This is a genomic window from Peteryoungia aggregata LMG 23059 (genome assembly GCF_030814435.1).
Lineage (GTDB): Bacteria > Pseudomonadota > Alphaproteobacteria > Rhizobiales > Rhizobiaceae > Allorhizobium > Allorhizobium aggregatum.
In genome coordinates, this window is sequence record NZ_JAUSUW010000008.1 from 43,579 (window position 1) to 61,351 (window position 17,773).

Here is a 17,773-nt window from a genome sequence, read left to right on the forward strand (position 1 = left end):
CTGCCCTCTGGAGGCTTGCATTCGCGTCCTGCCCAACTTTGCGGTCGTTCCTCACCGGGAAGCCTGAGGAGGCCGGGACGTCGGCCCAATGCGATCTCCCCCCCTGAGGGGGAGATGGCCGGCAGGCCAGAGGGGGGCACCTCAAGTGCCAACCTCAGACATCGGACGACCGTGTCACCTGGAATTACCCCCCTCTGTCACTCCGTGACATCTCCCCCTCAAGGGGGGAGATTGCCGGCAACCGCCCTGCCCTTTGAACGCATTCATTTGCGTCCGGACCTACTCTACGGCAACCACCCGCAGGGAGGTCTAAGTAGGTCTGCACGTCTGCCGCATCCGATCTCCCCCCCTGAGGGGGAGATGCCCGGCAGGGCAGAGGGGGGTAACCCACGCCTAAACGAGGCGGAGCAAGCTGCAGCATGACCACCCTCCCCGCCTTCCTCAAAGCCCACCCGAATTCCGTCCTCGTCGAAGTCGCAGAGACCAGGGGCTCCACCCCGCGGGACACCGGCACGATGATGCTGGTGTCGGCAACCACCCTCTGGGGCACGATCGGCGGCGGGCATCTGGAATTCATGGCGATCGGCCATGCGCGCAGGCTGATGTCGGGGGAGACGCTGGAGCCCACGCTCGATGTGCCGCTCGGGCCCGAGATCGGCCAGTGCTGCGGCGGGCGCACGCTGTTGCAGTTCACGAGGCTCGATGACACGACCAAGACCGCCCTCCTGCAGCGACTGGCCGATGAACGCGCAGCCTTTCCCGAAGTCATGGTCTTCGGCGCCGGCCATGTCGGGCTAGCGCTCGCCCAGGCGCTGGCGCCGCTTCCGCTGAATGTCACGCTGATCGACTCGCGTCCCGAAATCGACGGCGACGTGCCCGCTGGCATCACCTTCCGCAGGGTCGCCATGCCCGAGGCGGAGGTGACGAAGCTCAAGCCGGGTGCCGCTGTCGTCATCCTCACCCATGATCATGCATTGGATTTCCTGATCGGCAGGCAAGCGCTCTCCCGCACCGACCTCGCCTATGTCGGCATGATCGGCTCGAAGACCAAGCGCGCCACCTTCGCCTCCTTCCTCGACCGCGAAGGCCCGGGTCGAGCCTCCATGGAGCGGCTGACGCTGCCGATCGGCGGCGGATCGGTGAAGGACAAACGCCCGGCGGTGATTGCAGCCCTTGTTGCAGCGGAACTGTTGGGCGTTCTGCTGAAAGCAGACTGAGTGGCCACCGAAGAGAAAAACGGCTATGCTCTGACGGCAAGGATGAGGACATCATGGCCGCACGATCCAGTCTGACGATCGAACTGAACCAGGACATAGAAGCCAAGCTTTCTGAGCTTGCCGAAGCGACGCAACGCAGTCGTGGCGAAGTCGCCAACGCGGCACTCACCCTCTATGTGGAACGCGAATTCAGGACAATTGAAGCAATACGCCAGGGACTGGTCGATCTCGAAAAGGGCGATCTTGTCGATCATGAGGACGCCATGTCCGAACTCGATGCCGTGATCGAGGCTGCAGAGGCGGCCCGCCTGTGAGCCTTCGCATCCAGTGGTCGCGCCAAGCCCTGGATTACTTGAAATCCCAAATTGCCTTTATCTCGAAAGACAATCCAAAAGCCGCCCGACAAATTGCTAGGCAGCTCCGTCTCTGTGCGGAGCGACTGGCTCAAACTCCATCCGGCCGACCGGGGCGGGTGTTAGGTACGTGGGAAAAATCCGTCGCCGGGCTCCCCTATGTCATGGCATATACGATCAGGATGCAGAAGGCCGCTGAAACCCTCGTGATCCTCCGCGTCATTCACACGGCGCGCGACTGGCAGGCCGGGACATGGCCCGATTGATTTGCCGCCTGAGAAGCGTGAATCGATCTCGCAAAGGCCCCTGCGAAGCATCGACAACCATTGGATTTTTCTAGAGCGGACCGCCACGACTGAGATCAAGCAACCGTCGCTCGAACCGCTCTCTCGCACGCCACCGATTCTCCGCCATCTCCAGCCCGACGTCCCGGCAAAGGTCGTCCGGAAGGTCGTCGACATTAAGCCGGCGGGCACCTTGCCCCGGTGTAACTGACTTACGAAGTCGCTGTAGAATGCCCTCAAAACCGGGCATAAGTCGTCCGATCGCGGATACCATCTGAGCCTCCACGCTACGTGATTTCGTTCTTGTTCGATGCTGCGACTATGCCTGCGGTTGCCGGCGCGATCCAATTCAATTACGCTCCGCATGGATAAAGAGAACTCATCCATGAAACTGTCGCGCCAATTGCCGCTGAATGCCCTTCGCGTCTTTGAGGCGGTCGGGCGGCTCATGAGTTTCACCCGCGCCGGTGAAGAGCTCGGCATGACCCAGACGGCCGTCAGCTATCAGATCAAGCTGCTGGAGGAGCATATCGGCGAGCCGCTGTTCTGGCGCCGCCCGCGCCAGATCGGCCTGACGGAGACGGGAGAGCGGCTGCATCCGAAGGTGGCGGAAGCGCTCGGCATGATGGCGGATGCTGTGGCGGACGCCAGGCAGCAGGCGGACGGCATTCTTGAGATCCGCTCGACGCCGACCTTTGCCAGCCATTGGTTGGCCCGCCATATCGGCGCCTTCCAGCTTCAGCATCCTGGTCTGGCCGTGCGCATTCTCCGCGTCGAGAAGCCGGTGAATTTCCAAGCTGACAATGCCGATGTCGTCATCTGGCGGGGCGAGCGGCCACCGGCGGACGTGGAGGCGCACGAACTGTTCCGGCTGCACTATGCCCCCATGCTGAGCCCGAAGCTGGCCGAGACAATCGGCGGCGTAGCGACCCCGGCGGATCTTCTGAAACTGCCGCTGATCGGCGGCAGCAGCAAATGGTGGGGAATCTGGTTTCAGTCGAACGGCATCGACACACCTCTGCCCGGCACGATCACGATCGACGCCGACGGCGCACTGGATCTGGAAGGCAGTGCCGCGATTGCCGGTCACGGCGTGGCGCTGTTGAGCCCGTTTCTTCACCGCGAGGAACTGGAGGCCGGCCGACTGTTCATGCCCGTCAACATCTTCAAGAAGGACGACCTGAGTTATTGGCTTGTCTATCCGAAAAGCCGTCGCAAATCGGCCAAGGTGCAGGCCTTCCGCCAATGGATGAAAGAAGCGCTGCCAACCTGGATCGCACCTACGGGATCAAGCGATCAATAGGCCATGTCCGGCGCATGGAAGCAGCACAACATGTCCTCGTTGAGATAGAGATAAAGTATGGGAGTAGTCCCTGTTGCAGCGCACTCTCCCCCTTTCCTTCATGGCAAAATTTTCGCAATGTGACTGGTCGGGGAATGTGAAGGAATTCTGGAATGTATGAATACGCAATCGCCTGGGAATGGCTGAACTTTGCCGTCCGCTGGCTGCATGTCATCACCGCGATCGCCTGGATCGGCTCGTCCTTCTATTTCATCGCGCTGGATCTCGGCCTTGTGAAGCGCCCGGGGCTTCCCGTCGGCGCCTATGGCGAGGAATGGCAGGTGCATGGCGGCGGCTTCTATCATATCCAGAAATATCTGGTCGCGCCCGCCTCGATGCCGGAGCATCTGACCTGGTTCAAATGGGAGAGCTATGCCACCTGGCTCTCAGGGTTCGCCCTTCTGGCCGTCGTCTATTACGGCGGCGCCGATCTCTTCCTGATTGATCGCACGGTTCTAGACATCGAGCCATGGCAGGCCATCTGTCTCTCGCTGGCGTCGCTGGCTGTCGGCTGGATCCTCTATGATCTCCTGTGCAAGTCGCCGCTCGGCAAGAACACCTGGGGCCTGATGGTCTTCCTCTACCTGGTGCTGATCGCCATGGCCTGGGGCTATACGCAGATCTTCACCGGCCGCGCCGCCTTCCTGCATCTGGGGGCGTTTACCGCCACCATCATGTCGGCCAATGTCTTCTTCATCATCATCCCGAACCAGAAGATCGTCGTTGCCGACCTGATCGCGGGGCGCACGCCCGATCCGAAATACGGCGTGATCGCCAAGCAGCGCTCGCTGCACAACAACTACCTGACGCTGCCCGTCATCTTCTTCATGCTGTCGAACCACTATCCGCTGGCCTTTGCCACGGAGTTCAACTGGATCATCGCAGCCCTGGTCTTCCTGATGGGCGTCACCATCCGCCACTGGTTCAACACGACGCATGCCCGCAAGGGCAAGCCGACCTGGACCTGGCTGGTCACGGTGCTCCTCTTCATCGTCATCATGTGGCTGTCGACCGTGCCGAAGGTGCTGACCGGCGAGGAAGAGCAAGCGAGCCTGTCTCAGCGTGAACAGACCTTTGTTGCAAACGGCCATTTCGAAGCCGTGCGCGATGTCGTACAGGGCCGCTGTTCGATGTGCCACGCCGCCGAGCCCGTCTGGGAAGGCATTGCGCGGGCACCGAAGAACGTGAAGCTGGAAACGGACGGCGAGATCGCCGCCCATGCCCGTGAAATCTATCTCCAGGCCGGCCGCAGCCATGCCATGCCGCCCGGAAACATCACCGATCTCTCGCCTGAAGAGCGCAAGCTGCTCGTCGCCTGGTACGAGACGACGGTCGAAGGCAAATGATGACAACTGAGACCCTGATCCGCGGCCGCCTCCTCTCTTTCAACCGTGCACCCGAGCATGCCGGCGACAGAGAGAGTTATCTCTACGAAGAGGACGGCGCGCTGCTGGTCCGCGACGGCAGGATTGCGGCCGTCGGCGCCTACGCGGATGTGAAGCCGAAGGCCGGCGCCGATACAACCGAGATCGACCACCGCCCGCACCTGATCCTGCCTGGCCTGATCGATTGCCACGTGCATTTTCCGCAGATGCAGGTGATTGCCTCCTATGCCGCCAATCTGCTCGAATGGCTCAACACCTATACCTTCCCCGAGGAATGCCGCTTCGTCGAAAGCGCGCATGCCGAGCGGATCGCCACGCAGTTCTTCGACGAATTCCTGCGCCAGGGCACGACCACGGCGGTTGCCTATTGCTCGGTGCACAAGGCCTCCGCCGATGCCTTCTTTGCCGAGAGCCTGAAGCGCGGTACGCTGATGATCGGCGGCAAGGTGATGATGGACCGCAATGCGCCGCAGGGTCTGCTCGACACGCCACAGCTGGGTTACGACGAGACCCGCGCCGTCATCGAGCAATGGCATGGCAAGGGCCGCAACCACGTCGCCATCACCCCGCGCTTTGCCATCACGTCCACCCCTGAGCAGATGGCGATGACGCAGAAGCTGGCGGAAGAATTCCCGGATCTGCATATCCAGACGCATCTGTCTGAGAACCACGACGAGATCCGCTACACCTGCGAGCTCTATCCGGATGCCACTGATTATACCGACATCTATGCCCGCTACGGCCTGCTGCGGAAAAAGGCCCTCTTCGGCCATGCGATCCATCTGTCGGATCGCGAGGCGGATGCCATGGCGGAGAGCGGTGCTGTCGCTGTCCACTGCCCGACATCAAACCTCTTTCTCGGCTCCGGCCTCTTTCCGCTGAAGGCCATTCAGCGTCGGGAAAAGCCGGTCACCGTCGCAGTCGCCACCGATATCGGCGGCGGCTCCAGCTATTCCATGCTGAAGACCATGGACGAGGCCTACAAGATCCAGCAGCTGCTCGGCGAGCGGATGAACCCGCTCGAAAGCTTCTACCACATGACGCTCGGCAATGCGGTCGCGCTCGATCTGGCAGACCGCATCGGCACGCTGAACGAAGGCACCGATGCCGATATCGTCGTGCTCAATGCGGCAGCGACCCCGGCCATGCGGCTTCGCATGGAAACGGTGACCTCGCTTTCGGAAGAACTCTTCCTGCTGCAGACGATGGGCGACGACCGCGCCGTGGTGGAAACCTATGTCGCCGGCAAGGCTTCGAAGCCTGCAAACTGAAGCGCATCCGGCACTGGCGACAGGCCCTTATCGGCCTTTCGCCTCTGCCAGGGCTTCGCTCAGTTCCTGATAGGGCTCGCATTGCACACCGCAGATGCGCGCGATCTGCGCGAGTTCTTCCTCGGCCTCCGCGATCCGCCCGAGCATCAGATAGGCCTCGCCAAGATATTCCCGTGCCTCGGCATAATGGGGATCAAGGACCAGCGCGCGCCGATAGAAAACCAGCGAACCCTCGGGATCGCCGAGCTTGCGGGTGACGAAGCCGCGATAGTTGAAATAGCGGGCGGAGTTCTTGTGGCTGACGGCGTCGAGCAGCGCCCGCGCCTCTGCGAAGCGCTCCTCGTCAATCCTGCGTTTGGCATTGGCCATCAGATCGGCATCGCTCACGCGCGCCATATCCGTGGCGCACTGCCCCGCGCCGCTGTCGAACACTTCGCCCGGAGGGCATGTCGGCACCGCGTCGGCTTCGAGAATAACCGCGTTTGATGGTCTTGCAGCCATGGCAAGGCACCAGACGAGCAAAATGACGGTCAGAACGCAATTCCGTGGCAGCCTCAACATCACAATCCTCTCCTCCAGCCGTCATGAGCCTATGGCCGCTCCGCAAAAAACCGATGACAAAGCGCGCATTGACACACCGGCCCGAACCCGACGATGCTCCAATTCGCGTCGCCCCCATGCGGCGCTGAACGATGCCGATGCTGCAAACCTCGGGAAAGATTTGGACCATCATGAGTGACAGCGGCTATTCCGGCACCCCTCTTCCGAAAAAGCTCGGATTGAAGCCGGAGCTTGACGCCCTCTTCGTCAATCTGCCCGACGATCTCACCCATCTTGTCGACGATCTGCCCTTGGTGCACTGCATCGGAAACATTGCCGAGGCTGATTGCAGGGAGCTCGACTATATCCATGTCTTCGAAACGGAACGCGCCCGCCTCGAAGACCACGCGTTACACCTGAAATCCCTGCTGAAACCATCAGGCATGCTGTGGATCTCCTGGCCGAAAAAGGCCTCAAAGGTCCCGACCTCAATCACCGAGGACGTGCTCCGCACCGTCCTCCTGCCAACAGGCCTGGTCGACGTGAAAGTCTGCGCCATCACCGACATCTGGTCGGGCCTGAAATTCATGATCCGCAAGGACCTTCGCTGAACGACAGTCATCCGGAGGAGGATGCATCATGCTGGCCACCAACCTCGCCCTCGGCACACTGATGATCTCGCTGACGGTGGTCATCCACACCTTCGGCCTGATGGGCGTGACCCATGTTATGAGCTGGGTCACCGACCACATTCGCCTGCATGGCCACCGCAGCCGCATGCTGGCGATGAACACCGTCGTCATCGGCGTCTTTGCCGTGCTGACCGCGGAAGTCTGGCTCTGGGCCGCCGCCTATAGCCTGATCGGCGTGGTCGATGATTTCGAGACCGCGCTCTATTTCTCGACCATTACCTTCTCCACCGTCGGCTATGGGGACGTCGTGCCCCATCCCGAATGGCGCATGTTTGCCGCCCTCGAAGGCGTCAACGGCTTCCTGCTGATCGGCTGGTCCACCGCCTATCTGATTGCCGCCGGCATGCGCGTCGGCCCGTTCAAATCCGGAGAACATTTTTGATCATCCGACGACCTCATCTTGATTCGGGCCACGAGCTGACAACGCATGCATAGCGGCCCGGATCGCCGGAACCCGACTCATATCGGGGTGAACCACAAGCCAAACCTCACGCGTCAGCAACGGTAAATTCGTGGGCACGCGCACCAATTTCTCTCTGTCTCGCGTTAGGAAGTCAGGCAATATGGCAATACCAGCCCCTGCCAGCACGGCTTCAAGCTGCATTTCCAGTGACGACGCCTGAAATGCGATCAATCGCCCTGCCGCAAACTGCCGCAACAACCGGGTCTGCGGTGCCGCGTCCATCTCCCGGTCGTAAGAGACGAACTGCCAGTCTTCCTTGGGTAAACCATCAAGATAGGACTCAGCAGCAACGAAACTGAAGCCCACCTCATCAATCTTGCTAATCAAAAGATCGCCAGCAACGGGTCTCGTCATGCGGATGGCAATATCGGCCTCACGACGCGCCAGGGAGGCCTCCCGTTTGTCACCCAGGACGATCAGATTGAGTTTGGGATGATCGCGCCTAAGTCTCATCAGCTTTGGAAACAAAACGGCCTGTGCATAGGCAGGCGGTGCGCTGATGGTCACCTCGCCCGCAAGGGCTTCCTGCGCACCGGCAGCAGTGCGCAGGACGGTAAGTGCCTCCTCCTCCATACGCTGCGCGATCAACGCAATTCGCTCCCCCTGAGGCGTCATCTGGACCCTGCGACCTCGGCGATCCAGCAACTTCAAACCCAGATCGGCTTCCAGCGCCACGATCCGCCGACCAATCGTTGCATGTTCGACGCCTGCAGCACGACCAGCCGCCGACAGTGTCTGATGACGCGCCAGAAGCGCAAAAATGCGGAGGTTTTCCCAGTCCATATTGTGAATTTTTTCACATCCAATGTGTCGAAATGACGAATTTTTGCACAGAATAAGCCGTGCCATCCTGTTGTCCAGAGCCATCTGATGAGAGCATGACGGGAGACATTCGTGGAAAAGACAATCAGACTTCGTGAAACAGGCGGGCCAGAAGTATTTGACATAGACACGCACGAGATCTCGGCGCCCTCGGCAGGAGAAGTGCTCATTCGCCAACAGGCAGTCGGGTTAAACTATGTCGACATCTATTTCAGATCAGGCCTTTACCCCCTCGCCAACCTTCCAGCCACTCTAGGGGTGGAAGCCGCAGGCATTGTCGAGGCGATCGGCGAGACGGTGATCGGATTGAAACCCGGCGATCGTGTTGCCTATGCATTCGGTCCGGGTGGCGCCTACACAACGGCCCGGACGATCTCGGCCGAACGCACTTTGCTGCTGCCACCAGACCTGTCAACCAATGATGCCGCAGCCTCGCTGTTCAAGGGCCTCACCACCTACATGCTGTTAAAAGAAGTCTATCCCGTCGGGGAAGGGACGACGATTTTCGTCCCGGCTGCGGCAGGCGGGCTCGGCTCGACGCTCGTCCGGTGGGCGAAACACTTTGGCGCAAAGGTCATTGGTGCCGTCAGTTCACCAGAAAAGGCCAAGCGGGTCAAAACACTCGGAGCAGATCATGTTTTGGTCGGTCGCGGCATAGCATGGAGCCGAGAGATTCGTGACCTGACAGACGGTCGTGGCGTTGATGTTGCCTACGAGGGATTGGGCGGCGAAAACACGCTTAGGACACTTGATTGCATTCGCCCATTTGGCATGGCCGTGAATATTGGTCAGATCACGGGTTCACTGCCACAGACATTGATCCGCGAGATCGGAGCCCCCCGCGCAGTTGCATTTTGCCGGCCGAGCGTCATCCACTATATCTCGGATCTGAAACGCTATCGAAGAGCTGCTGACATCGTCCTGGAACTCATGGCAGCGGGCTTGGTCACCGCTCCCCAGCAGACATTTGCCTTCGATGAAGTTGCAAACGCTCACGCAGCGATGGAACGGGGTGAAACCACCGGCTGCTCGATACTCACAGTTTAGAACACGCGCTCAACGTTCGTGGAGGCGCCGTCAACTGTCTCGCGGTTTGATGCTGGTCCACCGCCTATCTGATTGCCGCCAGCATGCGTGTCTGCCCCTTCAATCCGGAGAACATTTTTGATTCCGCTCAACAGGTAAAATTATTTTACCTGTTGAGCGCTGCGCGTGTTCACACCCGCCCTGATGCCATGATATGGCGGTTCTAAGAACCTTTCCGGAGAAGCAGAGCATGGCACCGATCCTCGAAATCGCCGACCTGAAAAAACTGGCACGCAAGCGCGTGCCGAAACTCTTCTTCGATTATGCCGATAGCGGCTCCTATACCGAGAGCACCTACCGGGCGAACGAGAGCGACTTTGCCAGGATCAAGCTGCGCCAGCGCGTGCTTGTCGACATGAGCGACCGCACACTCGAAACCACAATGGTCGGCGAGAAGGTGAAGATGCCCGTGGCGCTGGCGCCGACCGGCCTCACAGGCATGCAGCATGCCGATGGCGAGATGCTCGCAGCCAAGGCTGCCGAAGAATTCGGCGTGCCCTTCACGCTCTCGACCATGAGTATCTGCTCGATCGAGGATGTCGCCTCGGTCACCACCCGCCCCTTCTGGTTCCAGCTCTATGTCATGCGCGACCGCGATTTCGTCGTGAACCTGATCGAGCGCGCCAAGGCGGCCAAATGCTCGGCCCTCGTCTTGACCGCCGACCTCCAGCTGCTCGGCCAGCGCCACAAGGATATCCGCAACAGCCTCGCCGCCCCGCCGAAGCTGACGCCGAAACATCTCTACCAGATGGCGATCCGTCCGCGCTGGTGCTGGAACATGCTGCAGACCAACCGCCGCACCTTCCGCAACATCCACGGCCACGCCAAGAACGTCACCGATCTTTCCTCGCTGCATTCCTGGACGGCAGAGCAGTTCGATCCAAAACTCTCCTGGAAGGATGTCGAGTGGATCAGGAAGCAATGGGGTGGCAAGCTGATCATCAAGGGCATCCTCGACGTCGAAGATGCCCGGATGGCGGCGAAAACCGGGGCTGATGCCATCGTCGTCTCCAACCACGGCGGACGCCAGCTCGACGGCGCGCATTCCTCGATATCCATGCTGCCGAAAATCGTCGAGGCAGTCGGCCACAAGATCGAGATCCATATGGATGGTGGCATCCGCTCCGGCCAGGACGTGCTGAAGGCCGTGGCGCTCGGTGCCAAGGGCACCTATATCGGCCGTCCCTTCCTCTATGGCCTCGGCGCCATGGGCAAGGATGGCGTGACCAAGGCGCTGGAGATCATCGCCAAGGAGATGGACGTGACCATGGCGCTCTGCGGCAAGCGCCAGCTCGCCGACATCGACAAGACGATCATTGCGGAAAGCCCGTTCTGAGCTTGCCTCAGGCGATCCAGCCGCTCGACAGCGCACTGACCCAATCCATCATGCCATGGCGGCGCGCAAGCTCTGCCATGGCATGATTGTCGTAGCGCACCTGCCGAAAGCTCGGCTGCCAGCCACGGACTGTCTTTTCCAGGATTGCGTAGCTCGCAAACGGCGTGCCCGCCTGGGCCTTGTGATAGACAGGCACGTCGTAATCGAAGCCTGGGCAGCCGACACTGCCGGGATTGACGATCAGGCGTCCGTCCGAAAGCTGCACGGCGCGCGGGATATGGCTGTGACCACAGAGGATGAGGGGTGTGTCGATGCCCTCCGCCAAAGCCTCGATCTCGGCAAGCGGCTTCAGATGAAAGATCCCGTCTGCCGACAGCGTCTCGGTCCAGTAGGTATTGTCGTCCTGAGGCGTCGCGTGGCAGAGGAAGACCTCGTCGCCGATGCGCGCCGCTTCCGGAAGGCCACGGATCCAGTCGAGATGGGCCGCCGATAACTGCGGATAGCTCGGCTTCTCCCAGTCGCCCATCGCCTCGAAGGGCCGATCGATCAGAGCCCGGTCGTGATTGCCGCGCACGGTCAGCGCATTGAGCGGCATCAGGAGATCCGCCGTCAGGCCCGCCTCAAGCGGCCCAGAAAAGCTGTCGCCGAGATTGACGATCTGCTCGATCCCCTGCGCCCTGACATCGGCGAGCACCGCCTCAAGCGCCAGATGGTTGCCATGGATGTCGGCGATGGCGGCAAAACGCATGCTCAACTGCCCCGATAGGTCGAATAGCCAAAGGGCGAGAGCAACAGCGGCACGTGATAATGCGCCGTGGTATCGGAAATGCCGAAGCGGATCGGGATCACGTCGAGGAAAGGCGGCTCGGTCAGTGCAAACCCCTTGGCCTTCAGATAGTCTCCGGCATGGAAGAGCAGTTCGTATTGCCCGACCTGAAACTCGTCGCCGATCAGGATCGGCCCGCCGTCGACCCGCCCGTCGTCATTGGTGAAGACGGTCTTGATCAGCTCTGCTTCCTCGCCATTCATCCGCATCAGCTGGATGCGAAGTCCTTGGGCGGGCTTGCCAAAGGCAGTGTCGAGCACATGGGTGGTGAGGCCGGTCATAGGCTTGGCTCCCGAATCATGAAGGGGGTATCGAAGAAGAATTCCTCGAGATTGTTGCCGGGTCCGTCACGATCCACAACCAGGAAATCACTCACCGCACCGATCGCCATCAAGGGATGATGCCAGGTGTTGCGCCGATAGTTCACGCCCTGATGCGGGGCAGCGAGAAACACCTGCGGCTCACCCGGCTTGCCGTCTTCATCGGGCGAAACGGCAACAAGGAACGGCCGGCCCGACAGCGGCGAGAAACTCTGGCTGCCGAAGGGATGGCGCTCCATCATGCCGATCTCATAGGGAAAGGCGCGCGGCTGACCGCGAAAGATATTGACGATCACCCGTGCGCCCTCGCCCGCGATCTCGGGCGAGAACAGCGCATGAAACCGCTCCGTGGTGCCAACATTGATCAGCCGCATGGTCGACGGTTCGGCTTCGATAACCTCGCCGAAAGGCGCGAAACTTTGTGCCGTCAGGGGACGGATGGAGAGTTCGATGGGCAAAGGGGTCATTCTCCCTCGGGATAAATGTGGATTAGGGAGTCGACGACCCTGACCAAGTCAAGCGCCTCATATTTCGCAGTCTGGTACACATAATCGAGATTGATGTCGAAATATCCGTGCGCCATCCGGTTACGCATGCCACGGATCGTCACCCAATCGATTTCAGGATGCTCTGCAACGAAGTCCGGCGAAAACGCTTCGAGTTGGACAACGCTCTCGCTTGCCATCAAAAGGCTCATGCCGACGCCGCGCTGAACGAGAAGATTTGCGCGGAAATCTTTCAGATCTAATGGACCCAACAGGTCGTGGGCATCCAGGGATGCGCTTCGGATCCGTTCAAGAAGCGAGCGGATACGATGTTCGCGTTTCATATTGGCAGCGCTTCCGCGAGGATACGTCCGCGATGCTTCTGCGGTATCTCGCTCGTCGTCACGAGATGCACCGGCACTCCCTCTGCAAGATCTTCGAGGGCCGACTGCAGACCGCCAAGCGTCATGAGGGAAGAACCGGGAAGGGCATCCACCAGAATATCGAGATCACTGTTTGAGCGGTCCTCTCCACGAGCGACGGAACCGAAGACGCGAGGATTAGTCGCGTTGTGACGTGCTGTCACCTCGCGGATTTCAGCTCTCTTTCGCTCCAGCACATCTGACGGTCGCATTACCAGTCTCCTTGACAGCAATATATGTCAGAGCCCGCGCAAACGAAAGATACTCAACCACATCGAGAAGCGCCCTAAAACGAAAACAGCGCCGGTGTTTCCACCGGCGCTGCAATCTTTGTCGCTCAACCTGAAATCAGGCAGCGGACTTGGCGTAGTCAGCCGTCGGCACTTCGGCGATCGTCTGCAGGACGATGGAAGCGATCTGGTAGGGGCAGCCCTGAGAGTTCGGGCGGCGATCTTCCAGGTAACCCTTGTAGCCGTTGTTGACGAAGGAGTGCGGAACGCGGATCGAGGCGCCACGGTCGGCAACGCCGTAGGAGAACTTGTTCCACGGAGCCGTCTCGTGCTTGCCGGTCAGGCGCAGATGGTTGTCCGGACCGTAAACGTTGATGTGCTCCTGCCAGTTCTTGGAAAAGGCCGCCATGAGGGCTTCGAAATATTCCTTGCCGCCCACTTCGCGCATGAAGGTGGTCGAGAAGTTGCAGTGCATGCCCGAGCCGTTCCAGTCGGTGTCGCCGAGCGGCTTGCAATGGAATTCGACGTCGATGCCGTAGGTTTCGCAAAGACGCAGCAGCAGGTAGCGGGCGATCCAGATCTGGTCGGCGGCCTTCTTGGAGCCCTTGCCGAATACCTGGAATTCCCACTGGCCCTTGGCCACTTCGGCATTGATGCCTTCGTGGTTGATGCCGGCTTCGAGGCAGAGGTCGAGATGCTCTTCGACGATTTCACGAGCGATCGAGCCTACGTTCTTGTAGCCGACGCCGGTGTAGTACGGGCCCTGCGGAGCCGGGTAGCCCTGCTCCGGGAAGCCGAGCGGACGGCCGTTCTCGTAGAAGAAGTATTCCTGTTCGAAACCGAACCAGGCGCCTTCGTCGTCAAGGATCGTGGCGCGGCTGTTGGACGGATGCGGAGTGACGCCATCGGGCATCATGACTTCGCACATGACGAGAGCGCCGTTGGTGCGAGCCGGGTCGGGATAGATGGCGACCGGCTTCAGCACGCAATCCGACGAGTGGCCTTCGGCCTGCATCGTGGAGGAGCCGTCAAAGCCCCAGAGCGGCAGCTGTTCCAGGGTCGGGAAGCTGTCGAATTCCTTGATCTGCGTCTTGCCACGCAGGTTCGCTACCGGCTTGTAGCCATCGAGCCAGATATACTCGAGCTTAAACTTGGTCATGGTGCTCTCTCTTCAGTCTCGCGCCATTCATGCGCAACAGAGGGGTGATTCTCCGGTTCGCCCGGGAGTCGTACAAAGAAAAGCAGGATCCGTGCCAATTCGCAGCCTCCGTCATCGGCCCGTCACGAAAGTCGGCGGAAAGCCGGTGAAAACCCCGTGACGAAAGCGAAATCTTAAACAGAAAGACCTTATTCTACCGGAACAGAATGCCGGCGAACGGCGTTTTCAGCCTGAACGGCACAAGAAAGCGCTGTGATGATTTTAAATTCATCACTTTTTCTGTCGCAATATTGCCCATAAAATAGTCAATTTGCACTTTTCATGTGCATTTCAGTTTTAGACGTGCTAAGCATGGACCATCGAGACAACACTCGGTGAAACGAGAGGTAGTAGCATGACAACGAACATGGTTCGGGAATCGGCGAAGATCTACGAATTCCCGGTGCGTGACCTGGCCCGGCTGAAAGCCATGCGTGAGCGCCAGACGCCGAAACCCGTGATTTATGAGAGCGGTTCGGCAAGCTGGTATCACGAGGAAGCGATCCGCGAAGCCGAACGGGCGCCGAAACAGTAAACGCCATCAAGGCGATAAAAAAGCCGCCCGCATTGCGGACGGCGAAAAGCATGCGACGAGCGGGCCTTTGCCCGCTCTTTTCGTATCTACCCTACATTCAGGCCTTGGTGCCGAACAGGCGCAGGCGCATGACGCCGCCGTCCGGATGCACGCCGATCCGCACATGCGTGACCGGACCGATCTTCTGGAGCTGGTCGCCTTCATAGAAATGCTCGGCATCCATCTGCATCTTCTGCCGCGTCAGAATCGGCTTCCACTGTTCGGATGCGGCAATCTCCGCGTCGCTGAAAGTGTCGCCTGCGTCAGGCAGATAGGCACCCAGCAGCTCGCAGGTATCCGGATAATTGCCCTTGTAGAAATGCGTGTCGATCAGCACCCGGTTGATCACACCAGCATGGCCGAGCCGAATGATCGCCCAGTCATGGCCGGGACCACGGCGGCGCTTGGTTTCCCAGCCATCCCCCATATTGGTGCCACGGCCGGGCGACAGAATCTTGTCGGGATGGCCGTAATGGGCATCCGACCAGGCGAGCGATTTTGCACCATGGAAGATGTAGGCGAGATCGATCTCTTCCGTCGCGTCGACCTTCGACCAGTCAAAATGGGCAGCGCCATAAACGCGCAGACGCGCCACGCCACCATCGGGATAAATGTGCAGGCGCAGATGCGTCCAGACTTTCGACGTATCGGAATTGGCAAAGAAATGCTGGGCAGACGCCCCGAGCGGCGACTTGGCCACGAGTTCGGTCCAGACCGTCGCATCGGTCGGATCGCCGCTTTCAACGAAAGCCGCCTCAATCGAGCCATGCGGCGGGTAGTTGCCGGTAAAGAAGCGCGTATCGACATCAAAGCCGAAGATGCGCCCCGGCATGGCAAGCCGGATGACGGCATAGTCATGGCCCGGCACACGTTTGCGACGGCTTTCCCAGCCATCCATGTATTTGCCGTTGTCGTCGTAAAGGTCCGGATCGAAGGTTGCGGGATCATCGTTCAGCATGCGCGAGAGCGGCGCGAAGAACTCGTCGGTCGAGAAGATGCCTACGGCACCAAGGCGGGCCGAGGCGAGATTGACGGCACCGGCAGCGAAATCCGGCAGAACGACGGTCGAGGTCTCAAGCATATCAGTGTGTCTCCGGAAGCAGGCTTTCGAGTCGAAGCCTGGCGATTTTTTCCACCTGCTGGCAGGCGGTGTCGAATTCCTCATCGCGGCTATTGGCGATGCGCGTCTCGAAGGCGGCGAGAATGTCGTCCTTCGTCAATCCCTTGACCGCGATGATGAAGGGAAAGCCGAATTTTTCGACATAGGCCGTGTTCAGCGCCGTAAAGCGGGCGTGCTCTTCGGCACTCAGCCGATCAAGCCCGGCGCCAGCCTGTTCGCGCTTGCTGTCTTCGGTCAGTTCGCCCGCAATTGCGAGCTTTCCCGCGAGATCCGGGTGTGCGCGCAAGACGCCCAGCCGCTCATCCTGGCTTGCCGTGCGAAACATCGCGGCCATGGCATCATGCACGTCGAGCGCCGTCAGCGGCTCTTCGATCATGCCGGCATCGAAGGCCCGTTCCGCAATGAAGGGCGAATGTTCGAACACCCCGCCGAAACGCTGAACGAAGTCCGCTCTGTCCATGCCGTCAATCCAGTATCGTATGAGGCCGCAGCGGTCAGAGCGGCGGCAAGGAGGGCCCGCCTGCGCATGTCGCGAAGCAGTTGATGACAAGGATTAGCCGAGCCCCCTGGTCTTGTCGAGTTTCCGAAGACGACAGGCACTTTCAACACAAACGCCATGGTCCTTCGCTTGCAGCAGACCCGGATCGACCTATCTACAGCTCGCTTCTCCCATGACTTTTGAAAGGATACCCCATGCCGATTGCCAAAGGCTATGCCGCAACGGACGCCTCCAAGCCATTGGTTCCCTTCACCTTCGAGCGTCGCGAACCGAACGCGGACGACGTGGTGATCGAGATCAAGTTCTCCGGCATCTGCCATTCCGACATCCACCAGGCCCGCAACGAATGGGGCAACTCGACATTCCCCATGGTCCCCGGCCACGAGATCGCCGGCGTGGTCACCGCAGTCGGCTCCAAGGTCTCGAAGTACAAGCTCGGCGACCGCGTCGGCGTTGGCTGCTTCGTCAATTCCTGCCTGCATTGCGAACGCGACCTTTACCGCGAACAGTATATGCCGGGTCTCGTCGGCACCTATAACTCGGTGGAAGTCGACGGCGTGACCCCGACGCAAGGTGGCTATGCCGATTCCATCGTCGTGCAGGAAGACTATGTTCTCTCCATCCCGGACAACATCCCGCTCGACAAGGCAGCCCCGCTGCTTTGCGCCGGCATCACGCTCTATTCGCCGCTCAGCCACTGGAAGGCCGGTCCCGGCAAGAAAGTCGCCGTCATCGGCATGGGCGGCCTTGGCCATATGGGTGTCAAGATCGGCGCGGCCATGGGCGCTGACGTCACCGTGCTCAGCCAGAGCCTGTCGAAGAAGGACGACGGCATCGCCTTCGGCGCCAAGGATTACTACGCCACCTCGGACGCCGAGACGTTCAAAAAGCTCGCCGGCTCCTTCGACCTGATCCTCTGCACCGTCAGCGCCGAGATCGACTGGAACGCCTACCTGAACCTTCTCAAGGTCGACGGCACCATGGTCCTGCTCGGCGTGCCGGAAAACCCGGTCCCCGTGCATGCCTTCGCGCTGATCGGCGGCCGTCGTTCGCTCGCCGGCTCGATGATCGGCTCGATCAAGGAAACCCAGGAAATGCTGGACTTCTGCGGCAAGCACAACATCACGCCTGAGATCGAGATCATCGACATCCAGGATGTCAACGAAGCCTATGAGCGCGTCATCAAGAGCGACGTCCGCTACCGCTTCGTCATCGACATCGCGAGCCTCGCCAAGGACTGAGGCTGGTCAAACCGACGAGAGGGAGAGGGCTCGGCTCCGTTGGGTCCTCGGCTTTTTGAAGGGCTTA

Annotated in this window: 22 protein-coding genes; 12 read left to right on the forward strand and 10 right to left on the reverse strand. The window is 60.1% G+C overall.

Going from position 1 to position 17,773, the window contains the following annotated elements:
- The first annotated feature begins 419 nt into the window (after positions 1 to 419).
- The 6 genes from xdhC to guaD all read left to right on the forward strand — a co-directional run bounded on the left by xdhC (position 420) and on the right by guaD (position 5,852).
- Positions 420 to 1,217, forward strand: coding sequence for a xanthine dehydrogenase accessory protein XdhC (gene xdhC, locus J2045_RS14595; protein ID WP_307373995.1), 798 nt, complete (start codon positions 420 to 422; stop codon positions 1,215 to 1,217).
- Positions 1,218 to 1,270: 53 nt separating this feature from the next.
- Positions 1,271 to 1,531: a CopG family ribbon-helix-helix protein gene (locus J2045_RS14600; RefSeq protein WP_307373997.1), complete on the forward strand. Its 261-nt coding sequence runs from the start codon at positions 1,271 to 1,273 to the stop codon at positions 1,529 to 1,531.
- A complete protein-coding gene (locus J2045_RS14605) occupies positions 1,528 to 1,836 on the forward strand; it encodes a type II toxin-antitoxin system RelE/ParE family toxin (RefSeq protein ID WP_307373999.1) in 309 nt (102 codons plus the stop codon). Before J2045_RS14600 ends, J2045_RS14605 begins: the two co-directional genes overlap by 4 nt.
- Positions 1,837 to 2,239: 403 nt before the next feature.
- Entirely contained in the window at positions 2,240 to 3,157 is a 918-nt protein-coding gene (locus tag J2045_RS14610) for a LysR substrate-binding domain-containing protein (protein WP_307374001.1), read from the forward strand.
- 152 nt (positions 3,158 to 3,309) lie between these two features.
- A complete protein-coding gene (gene puuD, locus J2045_RS14615) occupies positions 3,310 to 4,542 on the forward strand; it encodes a urate hydroxylase PuuD (protein WP_307374003.1) in 1,233 nt (410 codons plus the stop codon).
- The gene (gene guaD / locus J2045_RS14620; RefSeq protein ID WP_307374005.1) at positions 4,542 to 5,852 is read left to right on the forward strand and encodes a guanine deaminase; all 1,311 of its coding nucleotides are present in this window, start codon (positions 4,542 to 4,544) and stop codon (positions 5,850 to 5,852) included. The genes puuD and guaD overlap by 1 nt, the downstream gene beginning before the upstream one ends.
- A 27-nt stretch (positions 5,853 to 5,879) precedes the next feature.
- Here guaD and J2045_RS14625 read toward each other — a convergent pair whose 3' ends face one another.
- Positions 5,880 to 6,413: a tetratricopeptide repeat protein gene (locus J2045_RS14625; RefSeq protein ID WP_307374007.1), complete on the reverse strand. Its 534-nt coding sequence runs from the start codon at positions 6,411 to 6,413 to the stop codon at positions 5,880 to 5,882.
- 170 nt (positions 6,414 to 6,583) lie between these two features.
- Here J2045_RS14625 and J2045_RS14630 point away from each other — a divergent pair, with 170 nt between their 5' ends.
- Positions 6,584 to 7,003, forward strand: coding sequence for a hypothetical protein (locus J2045_RS14630; protein WP_307374009.1), 420 nt, complete (start codon positions 6,584 to 6,586; stop codon positions 7,001 to 7,003).
- A gap of 28 nt (positions 7,004 to 7,031) precedes the next feature.
- Entirely contained in the window at positions 7,032 to 7,466 is a 435-nt protein-coding gene (locus J2045_RS14635) for a potassium channel family protein (RefSeq protein WP_307374010.1), read from the forward strand.
- On the opposite strand, the gene J2045_RS14640 is transcribed toward J2045_RS14635, so the two are convergent.
- On the reverse strand, positions 7,467 to 8,396 hold the full coding sequence (locus J2045_RS14640) for a LysR family transcriptional regulator (RefSeq protein ID WP_307374012.1): 930 nt from the start codon (positions 8,394 to 8,396) through the stop codon (positions 7,467 to 7,469). It abuts the gene before it with no gap.
- A gap of 45 nt (positions 8,397 to 8,441) precedes the next feature.
- Between J2045_RS14640 and J2045_RS14645 the strand changes: the two genes are divergently transcribed.
- Both J2045_RS14645 and J2045_RS14650 read left to right on the forward strand, forming a co-directional pair.
- The gene (locus J2045_RS14645; RefSeq protein ID WP_307374013.1) at positions 8,442 to 9,416 is read left to right on the forward strand and encodes a quinone oxidoreductase family protein; all 975 of its coding nucleotides are present in this window, start codon (positions 8,442 to 8,444) and stop codon (positions 9,414 to 9,416) included.
- Positions 9,417 to 9,645: 229 nt separating this feature from the next.
- Positions 9,646 to 10,791 carry an alpha-hydroxy acid oxidase gene (locus J2045_RS14650; protein ID WP_307374015.1) on the forward strand — a complete coding sequence of 382 codons (1,146 nt, stop codon included), beginning with the start codon at positions 9,646 to 9,648 and terminating at the stop codon, positions 10,789 to 10,791.
- Positions 10,792 to 10,798: 7 nt separating this feature from the next.
- Here J2045_RS14650 and J2045_RS14655 read toward each other — a convergent pair whose 3' ends face one another.
- From J2045_RS14655 to J2045_RS14680, 6 genes are all read right to left on the reverse strand, one after another.
- Positions 10,799 to 11,539: a metallophosphoesterase family protein gene (locus J2045_RS14655; protein ID WP_307374017.1), complete on the reverse strand. Its 741-nt coding sequence runs from the start codon at positions 11,537 to 11,539 to the stop codon at positions 10,799 to 10,801.
- A gap of 2 nt (positions 11,540 to 11,541) precedes the next feature.
- A complete protein-coding gene (gene uraH, locus J2045_RS14660) occupies positions 11,542 to 11,898 on the reverse strand; it encodes a hydroxyisourate hydrolase (protein WP_307374020.1) in 357 nt (118 codons plus the stop codon).
- The gene (locus J2045_RS14665) at positions 11,895 to 12,395 is read right to left on the reverse strand and encodes an ureidoglycolate lyase (protein WP_307374304.1); all 501 of its coding nucleotides are present in this window, start codon (positions 12,393 to 12,395) and stop codon (positions 11,895 to 11,897) included. The genes uraH and J2045_RS14665 overlap by 4 nt, the downstream gene beginning before the upstream one ends.
- Before the next feature lie 5 nt (positions 12,396 to 12,400).
- Complete coding sequence (locus tag J2045_RS14670) at positions 12,401 to 12,766, reverse strand: HepT-like ribonuclease domain-containing protein (RefSeq protein WP_307374022.1); 366 nt, start codon at positions 12,764 to 12,766, stop codon at positions 12,401 to 12,403.
- Positions 12,763 to 13,056: a nucleotidyltransferase family protein gene (locus J2045_RS14675; RefSeq protein ID WP_307374024.1), complete on the reverse strand. Its 294-nt coding sequence runs from the start codon at positions 13,054 to 13,056 to the stop codon at positions 12,763 to 12,765. The genes J2045_RS14670 and J2045_RS14675 overlap by 4 nt, the downstream gene beginning before the upstream one ends.
- Positions 13,057 to 13,192: 136 nt before the next feature.
- Positions 13,193 to 14,233 carry a glutamine synthetase beta-grasp domain-containing protein gene (locus J2045_RS14680; RefSeq protein ID WP_307374026.1) on the reverse strand — a complete coding sequence of 347 codons (1,041 nt, stop codon included), beginning with the start codon at positions 14,231 to 14,233 and terminating at the stop codon, positions 13,193 to 13,195.
- 394 nt (positions 14,234 to 14,627) lie between these two features.
- Here J2045_RS14680 and J2045_RS14685 point away from each other — a divergent pair, with 394 nt between their 5' ends.
- The gene (locus tag J2045_RS14685) at positions 14,628 to 14,807 is read left to right on the forward strand and encodes a DUF2735 domain-containing protein (RefSeq protein ID WP_298467171.1); all 180 of its coding nucleotides are present in this window, start codon (positions 14,628 to 14,630) and stop codon (positions 14,805 to 14,807) included.
- A gap of 97 nt (positions 14,808 to 14,904) precedes the next feature.
- Here J2045_RS14685 and alc read toward each other — a convergent pair whose 3' ends face one another.
- The gene (alc, locus tag J2045_RS14690; protein ID WP_307374028.1) at positions 14,905 to 15,927 is read right to left on the reverse strand and encodes an allantoicase; all 1,023 of its coding nucleotides are present in this window, start codon (positions 15,925 to 15,927) and stop codon (positions 14,905 to 14,907) included.
- A gap of 1 nt (position 15,928) precedes the next feature.
- Positions 15,929 to 16,426 (reverse strand): 2-oxo-4-hydroxy-4-carboxy-5-ureidoimidazoline decarboxylase, encoded by a 498-nt coding sequence (gene uraD, locus J2045_RS14695; RefSeq protein ID WP_307374031.1) that lies wholly within the window; start codon positions 16,424 to 16,426, stop codon positions 15,929 to 15,931.
- A gap of 233 nt (positions 16,427 to 16,659) precedes the next feature.
- On the opposite strand from uraD, the gene J2045_RS14700 reads away from it, so the two are divergent.
- The gene (locus tag J2045_RS14700) at positions 16,660 to 17,706 is read left to right on the forward strand and encodes an NAD(P)-dependent alcohol dehydrogenase (RefSeq protein WP_307374034.1); all 1,047 of its coding nucleotides are present in this window, start codon (positions 16,660 to 16,662) and stop codon (positions 17,704 to 17,706) included.
- Positions 17,707 to 17,773: the final 67 nt, after the last annotated feature.

Bases quoted from the DNA above. Each gene is read 5' to 3' on its own strand.
- alc (WP_307374028.1), bottom strand. From the start codon at position 15,927: ATGCTTGAGACCTCGACCGTCGTTCTGCCGGATTTCGCTGCCGGTGCC.
- J2045_RS14670 (WP_307374022.1), bottom strand. From the start codon at position 12,766: ATGAAACGCGAACATCGTATCCGCTCGCTTCTTGAACGGATCCGAAGC.
- J2045_RS14630 (WP_307374009.1), top strand. From the start codon at position 6,584: ATGAGTGACAGCGGCTATTCCGGCACCCCTCTTCCGAAAAAGCTCGGA.
- J2045_RS14685 (WP_298467171.1), top strand. From the start codon at position 14,628: ATGACAACGAACATGGTTCGGGAATCGGCGAAGATCTACGAATTCCCG.
- uraH (WP_307374020.1), bottom strand. From the start codon at position 11,898: ATGACCGGCCTCACCACCCATGTGCTCGACACTGCCTTTGGCAAGCCC.
- xdhC (WP_307373995.1), top strand. From the start codon at position 420: ATGACCACCCTCCCCGCCTTCCTCAAAGCCCACCCGAATTCCGTCCTC.
- J2045_RS14610 (WP_307374001.1), top strand. From the start codon at position 2,240: ATGAAACTGTCGCGCCAATTGCCGCTGAATGCCCTTCGCGTCTTTGAG.
- J2045_RS14635 (WP_307374010.1), top strand. From the start codon at position 7,032: ATGCTGGCCACCAACCTCGCCCTCGGCACACTGATGATCTCGCTGACG.
- J2045_RS14640 (WP_307374012.1), bottom strand. From the start codon at position 8,396: ATGGCACGGCTTATTCTGTGCAAAAATTCGTCATTTCGACACATTGGA.
- J2045_RS14600 (WP_307373997.1), top strand. From the start codon at position 1,271: ATGGCCGCACGATCCAGTCTGACGATCGAACTGAACCAGGACATAGAA.
- J2045_RS14655 (WP_307374017.1), bottom strand. From the start codon at position 11,539: ATGCGTTTTGCCGCCATCGCCGACATCCATGGCAACCATCTGGCGCTT.
- uraD (WP_307374031.1), bottom strand. From the start codon at position 16,426: ATGGACAGAGCGGACTTCGTTCAGCGTTTCGGCGGGGTGTTCGAACAT.
- J2045_RS14625 (WP_307374007.1), bottom strand. From the start codon at position 6,413: ATGTTGAGGCTGCCACGGAATTGCGTTCTGACCGTCATTTTGCTCGTC.
- J2045_RS14680 (WP_307374026.1), bottom strand. From the start codon at position 14,233: ATGACCAAGTTTAAGCTCGAGTATATCTGGCTCGATGGCTACAAGCCG.
- J2045_RS14675 (WP_307374024.1), bottom strand. From the start codon at position 13,056: ATGCGACCGTCAGATGTGCTGGAGCGAAAGAGAGCTGAAATCCGCGAG.
- puuD (WP_307374003.1), top strand. From the start codon at position 3,310: ATGTATGAATACGCAATCGCCTGGGAATGGCTGAACTTTGCCGTCCGC.
- guaD (WP_307374005.1), top strand. From the start codon at position 4,542: ATGACAACTGAGACCCTGATCCGCGGCCGCCTCCTCTCTTTCAACCGT.
- J2045_RS14650 (WP_307374015.1), top strand. From the start codon at position 9,646: ATGGCACCGATCCTCGAAATCGCCGACCTGAAAAAACTGGCACGCAAG.
- J2045_RS14700 (WP_307374034.1), top strand. From the start codon at position 16,660: ATGCCGATTGCCAAAGGCTATGCCGCAACGGACGCCTCCAAGCCATTG.